13 protein-coding genes are annotated in these 12,758 nt (G+C 71.4%); 7 read left to right on the top strand and 6 right to left on the bottom strand.

Annotation, left to right across the window (positions count from 1 at the left end; genetic code table 11):
- Positions 1 to 47: 47 nt before the first annotated feature.
- Positions 48 to 1,910: a dihydroxy-acid dehydratase gene (gene ilvD / locus FDO65_RS11925; protein WP_137449954.1), complete on the top strand. Its 1,863-nt coding sequence runs from the start codon at positions 48 to 50 to the stop codon at positions 1,908 to 1,910.
- Between the two features lie 139 nt (positions 1,911 to 2,049).
- Here the strand turns inward: ilvD and FDO65_RS11920 are convergent, their stop codons facing one another.
- From FDO65_RS11920 to FDO65_RS11905, 4 genes are all read right to left on the bottom strand, one after another.
- Positions 2,050 to 2,256 carry a hypothetical protein gene (locus tag FDO65_RS11920; protein ID WP_137449953.1) on the bottom strand — a complete coding sequence of 69 codons (207 nt, stop codon included), beginning with the start codon at positions 2,254 to 2,256 and terminating at the stop codon, positions 2,050 to 2,052.
- Positions 2,257 to 2,534: 278 nt separating this feature from the next.
- Positions 2,535 to 3,914, bottom strand: a complete 1,380-nt coding sequence (zwf, locus tag FDO65_RS11915) for a glucose-6-phosphate dehydrogenase (RefSeq protein ID WP_137449952.1) — start codon at positions 3,912 to 3,914, stop codon at positions 2,535 to 2,537.
- A 153-nt stretch (positions 3,915 to 4,067) separates the two neighbouring features.
- Entirely contained in the window at positions 4,068 to 5,204 is a 1,137-nt protein-coding gene (locus FDO65_RS11910) for a YihY/virulence factor BrkB family protein (RefSeq protein ID WP_420847538.1), read from the bottom strand.
- 119 nt (positions 5,205 to 5,323) lie between these two features.
- Positions 5,324 to 5,932 (bottom strand): alpha/beta hydrolase family protein, encoded by a 609-nt coding sequence (locus tag FDO65_RS11905; RefSeq protein WP_137449951.1) that lies wholly within the window; start codon positions 5,930 to 5,932, stop codon positions 5,324 to 5,326.
- 110 nt (positions 5,933 to 6,042) lie between these two features.
- On the opposite strand from FDO65_RS11905, the gene FDO65_RS11900 reads away from it, so the two are divergent.
- The 6 genes from FDO65_RS11900 (at position 6,043) to FDO65_RS11875 (ending at position 11,832) form a co-directional block, all read left to right on the top strand.
- Positions 6,043 to 7,401, top strand: coding sequence for a TrpB-like pyridoxal phosphate-dependent enzyme (locus tag FDO65_RS11900; protein WP_137449950.1), 1,359 nt, complete (start codon positions 6,043 to 6,045; stop codon positions 7,399 to 7,401).
- Between the two features lie 94 nt (positions 7,402 to 7,495).
- Positions 7,496 to 7,957 (top strand): cupin domain-containing protein, encoded by a 462-nt coding sequence (locus FDO65_RS11895; RefSeq protein ID WP_137449949.1) that lies wholly within the window; start codon positions 7,496 to 7,498, stop codon positions 7,955 to 7,957.
- Positions 7,958 to 8,154: 197 nt separating this feature from the next.
- Positions 8,155 to 9,084 (top strand): tryptophan 2,3-dioxygenase, encoded by a 930-nt coding sequence (locus FDO65_RS11890; RefSeq protein ID WP_137449948.1) that lies wholly within the window; start codon positions 8,155 to 8,157, stop codon positions 9,082 to 9,084.
- A gap of 46 nt (positions 9,085 to 9,130) precedes the next feature.
- Complete coding sequence (locus FDO65_RS11885; protein ID WP_137449947.1) at positions 9,131 to 10,426, top strand: kynureninase; 1,296 nt, start codon at positions 9,131 to 9,133, stop codon at positions 10,424 to 10,426.
- Positions 10,427 to 10,434: 8 nt separating this feature from the next.
- Positions 10,435 to 11,295 (top strand): PaaX family transcriptional regulator, encoded by an 861-nt coding sequence (locus FDO65_RS11880; RefSeq protein WP_137449946.1) that lies wholly within the window; start codon positions 10,435 to 10,437, stop codon positions 11,293 to 11,295.
- 78 nt (positions 11,296 to 11,373) lie between these two features.
- On the top strand, positions 11,374 to 11,832 hold the full coding sequence (locus FDO65_RS11875) for a DUF3592 domain-containing protein (protein WP_137449945.1): 459 nt from the start codon (positions 11,374 to 11,376) through the stop codon (positions 11,830 to 11,832).
- A gap of 20 nt (positions 11,833 to 11,852) precedes the next feature.
- On the opposite strand, the gene FDO65_RS11870 is transcribed toward FDO65_RS11875, so the two are convergent.
- Entirely contained in the window at positions 11,853 to 12,335 is a 483-nt protein-coding gene (locus FDO65_RS11870) for a hypothetical protein (RefSeq protein ID WP_166442157.1), read from the bottom strand.
- Positions 12,332 to 12,553 (bottom strand): hypothetical protein, encoded by a 222-nt coding sequence (locus tag FDO65_RS11865; RefSeq protein ID WP_137449943.1) that lies wholly within the window; start codon positions 12,551 to 12,553, stop codon positions 12,332 to 12,334. The genes FDO65_RS11870 and FDO65_RS11865 overlap by 4 nt, the downstream gene beginning before the upstream one ends.
- Positions 12,554 to 12,758: the final 205 nt, after the last annotated feature.

Raw genomic sequence — 12,758 nt, 5'->3', positions numbered from 1 at the left:
TCGGCGCCGTCTTCCTGCACTCCGCCGGCGTCCGCACGATGGAACGCATGCCTGCCCTGCGCTCCCGCACCGTCACCCATGGCCGCAACATGGCCGGCGCCCGCGCGTTGCTGCGCGCCGCCGGCGTCGCCCGCGAGGACTTCGGCAAGCCGATCGTCGCGGTGGCCAACAGCTTCACCGAATTCGTGCCCGGCCACACCCACCTGCAGCCGGTCGGCCGGGTGGTGAGCGCGGCCGTCCAGGCGGCCGGCGGGATCGCGCGGGAGTTCAACACCATCGCCGTCGACGACGGCATCGCGATGGGCCACGGCGGGATGCTCTACTCGCTGCCCTCCCGCGAACTCATCGCCGACTCCGTCGAGTACATGGTCAACGCGCACTGCGCCGATGCGTTGGTCTGCGTCTCCAACTGCGACAAGATCACCCCGGGCATGCTGCTGGCCGCGCTACGGCTGAACATCCCCACGGTGTTCGTCTCCGGGGGTCCGATGGAGGGCGGGCGCACCGTCCTGGTCGACGGCACCGTGCGGAAACTGGACCTTATCTCGGCCATCGCCGACTCGGCGAACGACGCGGTCTCCGACGCCGATCTCGACCGGATCGAGGAGAACGCCTGTCCCACCTGCGGTTCCTGCTCGGGGATGTTCACCGCCAACTCGATGAACTTCCTCACCGAGGCGCTGGGCCTCGCCCTGCCCGGCAACGGCTCGACGCTGGCCACCCACACCGCCCGCCGGAACCTGTACGAGAAGGCCGGCGCGACGGCCGTGCACCTCGCCCACCGCTACTACGACGGCGATGACGCCACCGTGCTGCCCCGGGCGATCGCCACCCGGGCCGCGTTCGGCAACGCGATGGCCCTGGACATCGCGATGGGCGGGTCCACCAACACGATCCTGCACCTGCTGGCCGCCGCCCGGGAGGGCGGCGTCGAGTACGACCTGACAGACATCGACGCCCTCTCCCGCCGGGTGCCGTGCCTGGCCAAGGTCGCCCCGAACGGCGCGGCCCTGGTCGAGGACGTGCACCGGGCCGGCGGAGTGCCGGCCCTGCTGGGCGAGCTCTGGCGGGCCGGACTGCTCGACGAGAACGTGCACGCGGTGCACGCCGACTCGCTGGCCGGGTGGCTGGCCGATTGGGATGTCCGCGGCGGCACCTCCACGGCGGAGGCGGTCGAGTTGTTCCACGCCGCCCCCGGCGGTCGACGCTCGGCCACGGCGTTCTCGCAATCCGAGCGGTGGGCGAGCCTGGACATCGACGCCGCCGCCGGCGTCATCCGGGACGTGGAACACGCCTACTCCGCGGACGGTGGCCTGGCGGTACTGCGCGGCAGCCTGGCTCCCGACGGGGCCGTGGTGAAGACCGCGGGCGTGGACGACCGCATCCTCACCTTCCGCGGACCGGCCGTGGTGGTGGAGTCGCAGGAGGACGCGGTCGAGGCGATCCTGGGCAAGCGGGTGCGGGCCGGCGACGTCGTGGTCATCCGCTACGAAGGCCCCCGGGGTGGGCCCGGGATGCAGGAGATGCTGTACCCCACCTCGTTCCTCAAGGGCCAGGGCCTGGGCGCTGCCTGTGCTCTGATCACCGACGGCCGCTTCTCCGGCGGTACGTCCGGGTTGTCCATCGGTCACGTCTCCCCCGAGGCGGCCGCCGGCGGTCCGATCGCCCTGGTGCAGGACGGCGACATCGTCACCATCGACGTCCGCGCCCGGTCCCTGGAGCTGGAGGTGCCGGAGGCCGAACTGCGGGCCCGCCGGGCCGCCCTGGTAGCGGGCGACGGTTACCGCCCGCGTGATCGGGTGCGTCCGGTGTCGGCGGCCCTGCGCGCGTACGCCGCTATGGCCCTGTCGGCCGACCAGGGCGCCGCCCGGGACGTCGAGCGACTCGACCGCGCTCCCGTCCGGGCGTGAGCCGCCCGTCCGTTCCCGCGAAGGGGCCGAGCGTCCGTCCCAGACCTGTCCAGGTCGTACCGGCCGCAACGACAACGGCCCCGCTCCCGTCGTGACGACGGGAGCGGGGCCGGTGCCGGCAGGAGAGTGGCTGTGGGGGTCAGACGAACTGACGGTCGAGGATGTCGCGGACCTCGCGGGTCTCCTCGTCGGGGTAACGGCTCACGATGGCCTCGATCTCCAGGCGATCGGCCGGGGTCGAGAAGGCGGCCAGTTCGGCCTCGAGGACCCGACGACGGGCGGCGGCGGCGCGGTGCTCCGCGACGAACTCACGGGCGGCGGCGAACTTGGCGGTGATGACGGACATGGGATGCCTCCGAATACTCGGTGCGAGGCGTCATTGCGCTCTGACGGCTGGGATCTTCGATGTCCCGGTCACACCGTCTGAATCGATTATGTCACCAGGTCAGAGCGTCGTCGGTGATCTTGCCTGTGGTCTTGGGAACATGCGATCCCGACCACATCACGCAACCGCCCGATCCCCGCGCCCGCCCTTCACCGCTTCCGGGGGACGTGTCACCGTCCCGGGGTATGCGAACGGCGGCGGAGCGTGTGCTCCGCCGCCGTTCGTGGACCGGATAGGGGTCAGCCCGTCTGCAGACCGACCGGGTGCCAGGACTTGATGGCGGAGGAGTCCGGGCCCCAGGTGCCCTTGTAGTACGGGACCGGCCGGGTGTCCATGTCGAGGATGGGTTCGACGATGCGCCACTCCTGCTGGATGGTGTCCTCGCGGGCGAAGCGGTGGCGGTGCCCGTCCAGGGCGTCGTCGAGTAGCCGCTCGTAGGCTTCCTGCCGGTAGCCGAGGGCGGTCTCGAAGTCGACCTTGAGGTCGACCGGCTGGGCGATGGTCCGCGACCCGGGCGCCTTGGTCTGCACCGTCATCGTGACGCCGTCGTCGTGGCCGAGGCGGAAGCGCATCAGGCCGGGCGCGGGTTCGGCGGCGTCGCGGCCGGCGAACAGCAGCCGCGGCGGGCGCCGCAGCTCGACGACGGCCTCGGTGGCGTTGCCCGGCATGTTCTTGCCGACCCGGACGTGGAACGGCACCCCGGCCCACCGCCAGGACTCGATGGCCAGGGTGGTGGACACGAACGTCTCGGTGGTGGAGTCGGGCCGCACCCCGGGTTCGTCCAGGTAACCGACGTACTGGCCGCGGACGGTCTGGGCCGGGTCGATCGGCGCGATCTGCTTGAGGACCTTGAGTTCCTCGTCGCGGTAGGCGTCCGCATCCTGCGCGATGGGCGGCTCCATGGCCAGCAGCGCGACGACCTGCAGGAGGTGGTTCTGCAGCACGTCGCGGACGGCGCCGACGCCGTCGTAGAAGCCGGCCCGGCCCTGGGTGCCGAACCGCTCGGCCATGGTGACCTGCACGTTGGCGATGTAGTTGCGGTTCCAGAACGGCTCGAGGAACGAGTTGGCGAAACGGAAGACCAGCAGCCCTTCGACCGACTCCTTCCCCAGGTAGTGGTCGATGCGGAAGATGTCGCGCTGGTCGAACGCGGCCGACAGGCAGTTGTTGAGCTCGGCCGCGGTCTTCGCGTCCCGGCCGAAGGGCTTCTCGACGATGACCCGCCCCCGCTTGGCCAGCCCGACGCTGGCCAGCCCGCCGACGACGTCGCCGAACACCGACGGCGGCACGGCCAGGTAGAACACGGGACGCTGGGCGTCCGCCAGCCGGGCGGCCAGCGCGCGGTAGGTCTCCGGGTCGCTGTAGTCGCCGCTGATCATCGACATGTTGTCGACGAGTTCGCCGGTCACCGCGCCGTCGGTGGTGTCCTTGCGGGCGCCCAGCACCTCACGGACGTGGGTGCGCAGCTGTTCGTCGTCCCAGACGCTGCGGGCCACCCCGACCACCGGCACACCCAGCCGGCCGGCCGCGGTCAGCTGGTAGATGGCCGGGATGAGCTTCTTACGGGCCAGGTCTCCGGTGGCCCCGAAGAGAACGAGTGCGTCAGCCCTGTCGGGCATGGCGTGCCTCCCTGATCGCGGTGCCCGCGCTCGACGCCCACTCGGACGCACGCTGAGCACCAGTCATCGACGTCAAGTGTCGACCCCACCATCTCACCGCGCTGTTTCGGAAGGGTGTGCGGGGGCGCAGCACGCGTCTCGGAGAGTGTGCGTTCAGCCGCGCGGTGAAACCCCCGCACTGCGATCCGGTGCCGGGCCGTCCGGACCAGCGGCCACTCCGATGACGTCGGCGGCGCTGCCCCGGCCGGCGCCCCAGGCCCGCCGGTTCGCGACGAGGCTCTCGGGGGCCGGGTCGGCACCCCCTACGGAGCTCTGTTCGCGCAGGGCCCGACCGAGTTCGACGTCGCGCGCCAGCTGGGCGGCCTTCTTCTCCGTGGCCCGGACATCGCGGGGTGGCAGCTGCAGGGTGTCCTCGGCCGGCAGGCCGGCCTGCAGTTCGCGGCCGCGTTCGATCTCGGCGTCGACCTCGGCGCCGAACAGCAGCGCGATGTTCGTGACGTACAACCAGATCAGGAACACGACGACGCCGGCGAGCGAGCCGTAGGTCTTGTCGTAGTTGGCGAACTTACTGACGTACAAGGCCAACAGCAGGGACGCGGCAACCCAGGTGAGGATCGCGAGCACCGAACCGGCGGTGATCCACCGGAATTTGCTGTGCCGGATGTTGGGGGTGGCCCAGTAGAGCAGGGCGACCACGACGACGATCATCGCCAGGATGACCGGCCATTTGGCCACGTTCCACAGGGTGACAGTGGTGTCGCGCAGTCCGATGGTCTCGCCCACGGCGCGGGCGACCGGTCCGGTGATGACCAGCCCGAGGCCGACGAGCCCGATGAGCACCACCGCGACGAGGGTGACGAGCAGCATCGTCGGGCGGAGCTTCCAGAACGGCCGGCCCTCGTGGACCTCGTAGATGTGGTTCATCGCCCGGCCGAAGGCACCGACGTATCCCGAGGCCGACCACAGCGCACCGGCCAGGCCGACCACCAGTCCCCAGCCGGCCGCCGGGGCGGTCGTCATCGCCTCGATGGGCTGTCGCAGGGTGGCGGCCATGTCCGCCGGCCCGAGGCTGTCGGCGATGTCGAGCATGGCGTCGGCGGTGGTCCGGCCCTGGCCGACGACGTGCAGCAGGGAGATGACGGCCAGGGTGGCCGGGAAGATCGCGAGGACGGCGTAGAACGTCAGGGCCGCCGCGGAGTCGATGCACTGGTCCTTGCCGAACTCGCGCACGGTCTTGCGGGCGATGTACTTCCACGAACGCCGCAGCACGGCGACCTGCTCGCCGACCATGGACTGTTCCAGCGGCTGCCCGTGCGGCTCGCCGCCCGTCCCCTGCCGCGCTGCCGTGTTCTCCGCCATCCGACACCCCCGTCTGTCACACAAAGTGTCCGCGACATGACGGTGTGCTGTCAGTCCTTCGTTTCGGTGGACCCGACCGCGCCACCCAGAGCGGTCAGCCACTCCCGCACCGCCGCGCATACGGCAGGATCGGAACGCCGCTGGTCGTGACCGCCCGGCAGCCAGACCGTGGTCACCGGCCCGGCGATGGCCGGCAGGTGGGCGGCGAACTCCTCGGGTGACCCGAAGGGGTCGGCAGTCCCCCCGACGAAGAGAACCGGAACGGTGATGTCACCGAAGTGCTCGACCCGCAGTCGATCGGGCTTGCCCGGCGGATGCAGCGGGTAGCTCAGCAGCACGAGACCGGCAGCCGGGAGCCCCTCGGCGACGGCCATGGAGCACATGCGACCGCCGTAGGACCGACCGCCCAGGACCAGGGACTCGGGGGCGACACCCACCCGGGACGTGAACGCGGCCGCGCCGTCCCGCAGGGCCGCGATCGCCACCGGCGGCTTGTCGGGCATCCGCTTGCCGGCCTGCCGGTAGGGGAAATCGAACCGTTCACACGGCAGCGGGGCGACGGCCTGCCCGACCGCGACGAGCGTGTGGTGGTCGCGGCCGGCCCCGGCCCCGGGGGTCAGCAACAGCGCCCCGGGAACGGTCGACGGCGAGGTGGTCACCGCCCGACCCTGCCGTACGGATGCGACACCGGCCAAGCGCCCGGCGTGGCACCATGCCCAGACCCGTGGGCACGGTAGCCCCGGGGGACGAATCCGGACGGGAGTGCCCGATGACGATCAAGACGCACAAGTACCTGCTGTCCGAGGACCAGATGCCGACGAACTGGTACAACATCGTCGCCGACCTGCCCGAGCCGCCGCCCCCGCCGCTGCACCCGGGCACGCACGAGCCCGTCGGGCCGGACGATCTCGCGCCGTTGTTCCCGATGGACCTGATCCTGCAGGAGGTCTCGACCGAGCGGTACATCCCGATCCCGGACGAGGTGCAGGACATCTACCGGCTGTGGCGGCCGTCGCCGCTCTACCGGGCGCACCGGCTGGAGCAGGCGCTGGGCACCCCGGCACGGATCTACTACAAGTACGAAGGCGTCTCGCCGGCCGGCTCGCACAAGCCGAACACCGCCGTGCCGCAGGTCTACTACAACGCCAAGGCCGGCGTGAAGAAGCTGACCACCGAGACCGGCGCCGGCCAGTGGGGTACGGCGCTGGCCTTCGCGTCCTCGCTGTTCGGCGTGGAGTGCGAGGTCTGGCAGGTCGGGGCGTCCTACGACGCCAAGCCCTACCGCCGCACGCTGATCGAGACGTTCGGCGGCACCGTGCACCGCTCGCCGTCCCGGTTGACCGCGGCCGGACGAGCGTTCCCGGAGGACCACTCGGGCTCACTGGGCATCGCCATCTCCGAGGCGGTCGAGGTGGCCGCGCAACGAGAGGACACCAAGTACGCCCTTGGGTCGGTGCTCAACCACGTGCTGCTGCACCAGACCGTGATCGGCGAGGAAGCGCTGCTGCAGCTCGAGATGGCCGGTGAAAAGGGTGCCGACCTGGTCATCGGATGCACCGGTGGCGGGTCGAACTTCGGCGGCCTGGCGTTCCCGTTCATCCGGGAGAAGCTGGCCGGCCGCCAGTCCCCGGTGATCCGCGCGGTCGAACCGGCGTCCTGCCCGTCGCTGACCCGCGGCGAGTACCGCTACGACTTCGGCGACACCGCCGGGTTCACGCCGCTGATGAAGATGCACACCCTGGGCCACGATTTCGTGCCCGACCGCATCCACGCCGGTGGGCTGCGCTACCACGGGATGGCCCCGTTGATCTCGCACGTCTACGAGCTGGGATTGATGGAAGCGATCGCGATCGAGCAGACCGAGTGCTTCGCCGCGGCCATCCAGTTCGCCCGCACCGAGGGCATCGTGCCGGCGCCGGAGCCGACCCACGCCCTGGCCGCGGCGATGCGGGAAGCGCTGGCCTGCAAGGAGTCCGGCGAGGAGAAGGTCATCATCACCGCACTCTGCGGGCACGGCCTGCTCGACCTGGCCGCCTACGAGTCGTACCTGGGCGGGCAGATGGTCGACTCCGGGCTGTCCGACGCGGAGCTGCAGGCCGCCCTGGCCGGAGTGCCCACGCTGGCCTGATCACCCATCGACAGGACGCTTGTGCCGCGCCGAAGACGGAACAGCGCAGCACAAGCGTCTTCTCGATGCGCGAATACCCGGGCACACTCGCCCGATGACTGCCGACCTCGACCCAGCGACCCTCGCCGCGGCCCTCGATCTCGCCCCGCTCCCCGAGGAGGGCGGGCTGTTCCGGCGCACCTGGGCCAACGACACGGCCAGCGCCATCCTGTTCCTGCTGGCCGACGGCGACTTCTCGGCACTGCACCGGCTCACCGCGGACGAGGTCTATGTCCACCAGGCCGGGGCACCGCTGGACCTGCTGCTGCTCGGACCGTCCGGCGAGGTCGACCGGGTCCTGATGGGGACGGACGTGCGGGCCGGACAGGTCCCGCAGCTGACGGTGCCGGCCGGTTGGTGGCAGGGCTCGTCGTCGACCGGTCGCTGGACCCTGGTGACCACGATCGTCAGCCCGCCGTTCGAGTGGGATCAGATCACCATGGGCCGGCGTGAGGACCTGACGGCGCGGTACCCGGCAGCCGCCGAGCGGATCCTCGCCCTGACCCGCACGGGGTGACCGGCCCGCCAGCGGTTCTCGCCATACCCGACTCCCGTCCGGGGATCCGAACTCTTCGTCGACAAGGAGTCGGGTTCGCCGACGAGGAGTCAGGTGTGACCCACGACGCCCGGCGGTGTCGGACCGAGAGACTTATAGCGTTCCCTTGACGCCCGTCATCTGAGCACTACACTCGGAACCAGTCGAGAGGAGTGCCCATGTCCCCCGTCGCACCCGACCAGCAGGACCGATCGGCCACCGATCCGCTGGCGGCGAACCTGCGCCCGGTCGAGGCCGGGCTGATCGACACCGCCGCGGACGTCGAGGAGGCGGCCGACAGCGGCCGGGCACTCATCCGCGACCTGGACTACGCCGGCTATCTGCACCTGCAACGGCTGCTGTCGGCCCAGGAACCCCTCACCGACCACCACGACGAGCTGCTCTTCATCGTCATCCACCAGGCCACCGAGCTCTGGCTCAAGCTGGTCGTGCACGAGATGCGGTCGGCCCAGGAACATCTGCGGGCCGACGAGATCGGCCCGGCGCTCAAGCGGCTGGCCCGGGTCAAGCACGTGCTGCGCCAGCTCATCGACCAGTGGGCGGTGCTGGCCACGCTGACCCCGTCCGAGTACGCCGAGTTCCGCGGCAAGCTCGGCCGGTCCTCGGGCTTCCAGTCGGTGCAGTACCGCGAGCTGGAGTTCCTGCTGGGCAACAAGAACAAGGCCATGATCGCCGTCTTCGACCACGACCAGGCGGCGGCCGACCGGTTGCGGGCCACCCTGGCCGAACCATCCCTCTACGACGACTTCCTCGATCTCCTGGCCCGCCGCGGCTATGACGTCCCGGACCGGGTGCTGCAGCGCGACCGCACCGCCCCGCACACTCTCGACGACGGCGTGACCGCGGTCTTCGGCCGGATCTACGGCGCCCCCGAGTCGCAGTGGGACGTCTACGAGACCTGCGAGGAACTGGTCGATCTCGAGGACTCGTTCCAGACCTGGCGGTTCCGGCACCTGAAGACCGTCGAGCGCATCATCGGCTTCAAGCCGGGGACCGGCGGCTCCTCCGGCGTGCCGTTCCTGCGGCGCGCCCTGGACCTGACGTTCTTCCCCGAGCTGTACGCCGTGCGCGCCGACATCGGCAACTGAGCACACCCCCACCACCCGACCGGTTCCGACCACCTGAGGACTAGCGATGACCAGCATGGCCGCCCCCACCCGGCAGGACGCCCTCGACCTCGACGCCCGCGACCCGCTGGCCGGCTTCCACGACCGGTTCGAGCCGCTCCCCGACGGCGTCGTCGCCTACCTCGACGGCAACTCCCTCGGCCGGCCGCTCCGGGAGATCCCCACCGCCTGGGCCGATTTCGCCCGCGACCAGTGGGCCGGCCGGTTGATCCGCGGCTGGTCAGAGGGCTGGATGGAACTGCCCGAGCAGGTCGGGGACGAACTGGCGGCCGCGGCGCTCGGGGCGGCCCCGGGGACGACCGTCATCGCCGATTCGACGACGGTCAACTTCTACAAGGCGCTGCGCGCCGCGGTGAACATCGCCCGGGCCGCCGACCCGGCCCGCAACCGGGTGGTGCTCGACCGCGACAACTTCCCCACCAACCGCTACATCGCCGAGTCGCTGGCCCGCGACTTCGACCTCGAGCTGGTCTGGCTCCACCCCGAACCCGCGTCCGGGGTCACGGTCGCCGAGGTCGAGGCGGTCACCGACGAGCGCACCGCTGTCGTCACCCTGAGCCACATCGCTTACCAGTCCGGCTATCTCGCGGATGCCGCCGCCATCACCGCGGCCGCCCATCGGGCCGGCGCCCTGGTGGTCTGGGACCTGTGCCACTCGGTGGGATCCACCGAGATCGAGCTGGATGCCTGGGACGTCGACTTCGCCGTCGGCTGCACCTACAAGTTCCTGGGCGCCGGCCCGGGCGCCCCGGCCCTGCTCTACGCCAATGCCCGGCACCACGGTCACCTCGACCAGCCGATCTGGGGCTGGCTGGGCCGGCGGGACGCGTTCGAGATGGAGCAGGGTTACGTCCCCGCGCAAGGGATCAGCGCCATGCGGTCGGGCACGCCGCCCATTCCGGCCATCCTCGGAGTGCGGGCGGGGGCTGCGGTCGTCGCCGAGGCCGGCATCGGCGCCATCCGGGCCAAGGCCGAGGGTCTCACCGAGTTCGTGCTGTCGCTGGCCGACGAGTGGCTGGTCCCGCTCGGGTTCACCGTCACCTCCCCGCGCGAGACCGCCCGCCGCGGTGGGCACGTCAGTGTCGACCGGGACGACGCCCGCGAACTGTGCCTGCGACTGGTGGAGGCCGGCGTGCTGGCCGACTTCCGGACCCCGAACACCATCCGCATCGGCCTGTCCCCGTTGTCGACGTCGTTCACCCAGGTCTGGGATGCCCTCGCCGTGATGCGGGACGTGGCCGGCGCCGCCCCCGTCGCCCCGGCGGCCGACGTGCCCGCCGACGCCCTGGCCTCGACCGGCTGAGCAGTTCCATGACGTCGGCCGTCCTGCCCCCCGACCGGCCCGGGTCGCCCGGGTCGCTGATCGTCACCTTCGCCGGTCTGCACCTGCGGCGGCTGGGCGGCTGGATCGCGGTCGCCGACCTGTTGCGGGCACTGGCCGCGGCCGACCTGGGGTCCACCGCGGGCCGGCAGGCGTTGACCCGCCTGAAGACCCGCGGATTCCTGACGGCCGAGAAACACGGCACCGCTGCTGGTTACACGCTGACCGAGTTCGGTCGTCGGGACCTGGCCGGCGGCGACCGGCGGATCTTCACCGCCCCCGACCGCGACCCCGCGGCGGGCTGGGCGCTGGCCGTGTTCTCCGTGCCGGAGTCCGACCGCGACCACCGACACCGGCTGCGAACGCTGCTGGCCGGCTCCGGGTTCGGCGCGGTGGCCAACGGCGTGTGGATCGCCCCCCGCCCCCTGGCCGGCCCGACGCGCGCCGAGCTGGCCGCCGGCGACCTCGACCGGTACGTGACCTGGTTCGGCGTGCAGAACGGTGACGATCCCGGTACGCCGTCCCCGATCGCCGCGCCCGGGCCGGCCCAGGTCGCCCGCTGGTGGGACCTGGCCGGCCTGGCGCAGCTCTACCGTTCGTTCCTGTCCGTCTGGGGAGACGTCGACCCGGCGACGGTCCTGCGGGACGGCGGCGAGCAGGCGGCCTTCGTCCACGACCTGCGGCTGGTCGATGCGTGGCGGGTGTTCCCCCGCACCGATCCCGGTCTGCCGCTGCCCTTGCTGCCGGACGACTGGCCAGGGGTGGCCGCCTGGGACACGTTCACGCGGCTCCGTGACGCGTGGGCGGAGCCGGGACGAGTCTGGGTCGACGCCTTGGTCGCCCGGACCTGACCGGATGTCGCGCGCCCCGGCGCGAAGCCGGCGAACCGCGGGTGGTCGGAACCGCTCCGGTCGCCGCAGAATCAGGGGATGCCGAACTGGTTGGCGTTGACGCTGCTGGTGATACCAGCCGTGCTGGCCGGTCTGTTCGGTACCCGCGAGGTCCGCGCCGCCCACCGGGAACGAGCGGTTCCCTCGGTGCCGCAGGGCTGGGTGTCGGCGCGGGGTGTGATCGTCGACGAGCAGCTCACGGCCGGTCGGGGCGGCGAGGCCAATCCCCTGCGCCGCCCGGTCGTCACCTATCAGACGGCTGACGGCCGGGAGGTCACGTTCACCTCGCGCATCCAGGCCGCCGGAATGCCCAAGCGCGGCACGGCGCTGGCGGTCTTCCACGACCCCGTCCAGCCGACCCGGGCCTGCATCGACCCCCAGGCGTTGACCGGGGTGCCGATGCCCCTGCCGGGGTCGTCACGCATCCTCGTCGCCCTCATCTGGCTCGTCGTGATCGTGGTGACCGCGATGTTCGCCGTGGTGCTGTTCAACGTCTGATCCAGGTGACCAGCGGTGGTTCAACCGCGCAGGCGACGGAGGAACCGACGTCCGGCGCTGATCCGGTCGGCGACCAGCGGGCCGGCCCAGCGTGCCGCCACCCGTGGTGAGGCGATGGCGAACGCGTCGCTCCCGACGAGGAGGCGTCCCGGTCGGGACCGGACGTCGGCGCCGAGGCTGGCCACGGGGCCGTGGTCGTCGACGATGTCGACCCGCAGACCGCGCGCCCGCAGGACGTCGGCCGCCTGCCCGGCGGCGGTCAACCGCGGCGACCGGCGCAGCCGCCGTCGGCCGGAGGCGGACGCATCGGTCATGACCCCCGGCACCGACAGCAGCGGCCACCACGCAGCCGCGTTCGCAGTACGCAGCGTGAGCCGCTCACCGGACCCGCCCAGATGTGCGGTGACCCGCCCGACCCCACCACCCGGGTCGACGTCGATCCGCAGATCAGCCGTCACCGTGGTGGTCAGGTCGGACGAGTCCCGCGCAGTGCCGACGGTCATCCCTTCGAGACGCCCTCGGCGGTGGTGATGCGCAGCGTGCCGTTGAGCTTCCACGTGGCGCGCGGCGAGTCGGCTCCGGTCTCCCGCGGAACCTCCACGGCCATGTCCACGAACTCGTAGTTGATGGCCGCTCCCTTACCCGTCAGGTACGACCACATCTGCTTGCCGAGGTCGGCGAAAGTGCTGGTGCCCTGGTCCTGCAACGACGGCTCCGACATGACATGTCCTCCCTGGTTTGACGTCTCGACCTCCCACACGCCAGCAGTCGACTCCGAACGCTGTGTGCGGGGGTGAGTGGCGGCCCGCCGGTTGCGGCGCTCGCTGCCGGATGGGTACCGCCCGTCGGGCCGACCGAAACCGACCACGTCGCCTCTTTCGTTCACCGTCCGCTGCCCCGACGGCGAGCACTGCGTACGGTTGGGG

Source organism: Nakamurella flava (assembly GCF_005298075.1).
Classification (GTDB): domain Bacteria; phylum Actinomycetota; class Actinomycetes; order Mycobacteriales; family Nakamurellaceae; genus Nakamurella; species Nakamurella flava.
Note: the sequence above shows the minus strand (reverse complement) of the source record. Positions and strands in the feature narration are given on the sequence as shown.

What these genes read in the sequence shown, in the direction of transcription:
- ilvD (WP_137449954.1), top strand. Translation starts at nt 48, where the DNA reads ATGCCTGCCCTGCGCTCCCGCACCGTCACCCATGGCCGCAACATGGCC.
- FDO65_RS11920 (WP_137449953.1), bottom strand. Translation starts at nt 2,256, where the DNA reads ATGTCCGTCATCACCGCCAAGTTCGCCGCCGCCCGTGAGTTCGTCGCG.
- zwf (WP_137449952.1), bottom strand. Translation starts at nt 3,914, where the DNA reads ATGCCCGACAGGGCTGACGCACTCGTTCTCTTCGGGGCCACCGGAGAC.
- FDO65_RS11910 (WP_420847538.1), bottom strand. Translation starts at nt 5,204, where the DNA reads ATGGTCGGCGAGCAGGTCGCCGTGCTGCGGCGTTCGTGGAAGTACATC.
- FDO65_RS11900 (WP_137449950.1), top strand. Translation starts at nt 6,043, where the DNA reads ATGACGATCAAGACGCACAAGTACCTGCTGTCCGAGGACCAGATGCCG.
- FDO65_RS11895 (WP_137449949.1), top strand. Translation starts at nt 7,496, where the DNA reads ATGACTGCCGACCTCGACCCAGCGACCCTCGCCGCGGCCCTCGATCTC.
- FDO65_RS11890 (WP_137449948.1), top strand. Translation starts at nt 8,155, where the DNA reads ATGTCCCCCGTCGCACCCGACCAGCAGGACCGATCGGCCACCGATCCG.
- FDO65_RS11885 (WP_137449947.1), top strand. Translation starts at nt 9,131, where the DNA reads ATGACCAGCATGGCCGCCCCCACCCGGCAGGACGCCCTCGACCTCGAC.
- FDO65_RS11880 (WP_137449946.1), top strand. Translation starts at nt 10,435, where the DNA reads ATGACGTCGGCCGTCCTGCCCCCCGACCGGCCCGGGTCGCCCGGGTCG.
- FDO65_RS11875 (WP_137449945.1), top strand. Translation starts at nt 11,374, where the DNA reads ATGCCGAACTGGTTGGCGTTGACGCTGCTGGTGATACCAGCCGTGCTG.
- FDO65_RS11870 (WP_166442157.1), bottom strand. Translation starts at nt 12,335, where the DNA reads ATGACCGTCGGCACTGCGCGGGACTCGTCCGACCTGACCACCACGGTG.
- FDO65_RS11865 (WP_137449943.1), bottom strand. Translation starts at nt 12,553, where the DNA reads ATGTCGGAGCCGTCGTTGCAGGACCAGGGCACCAGCACTTTCGCCGAC.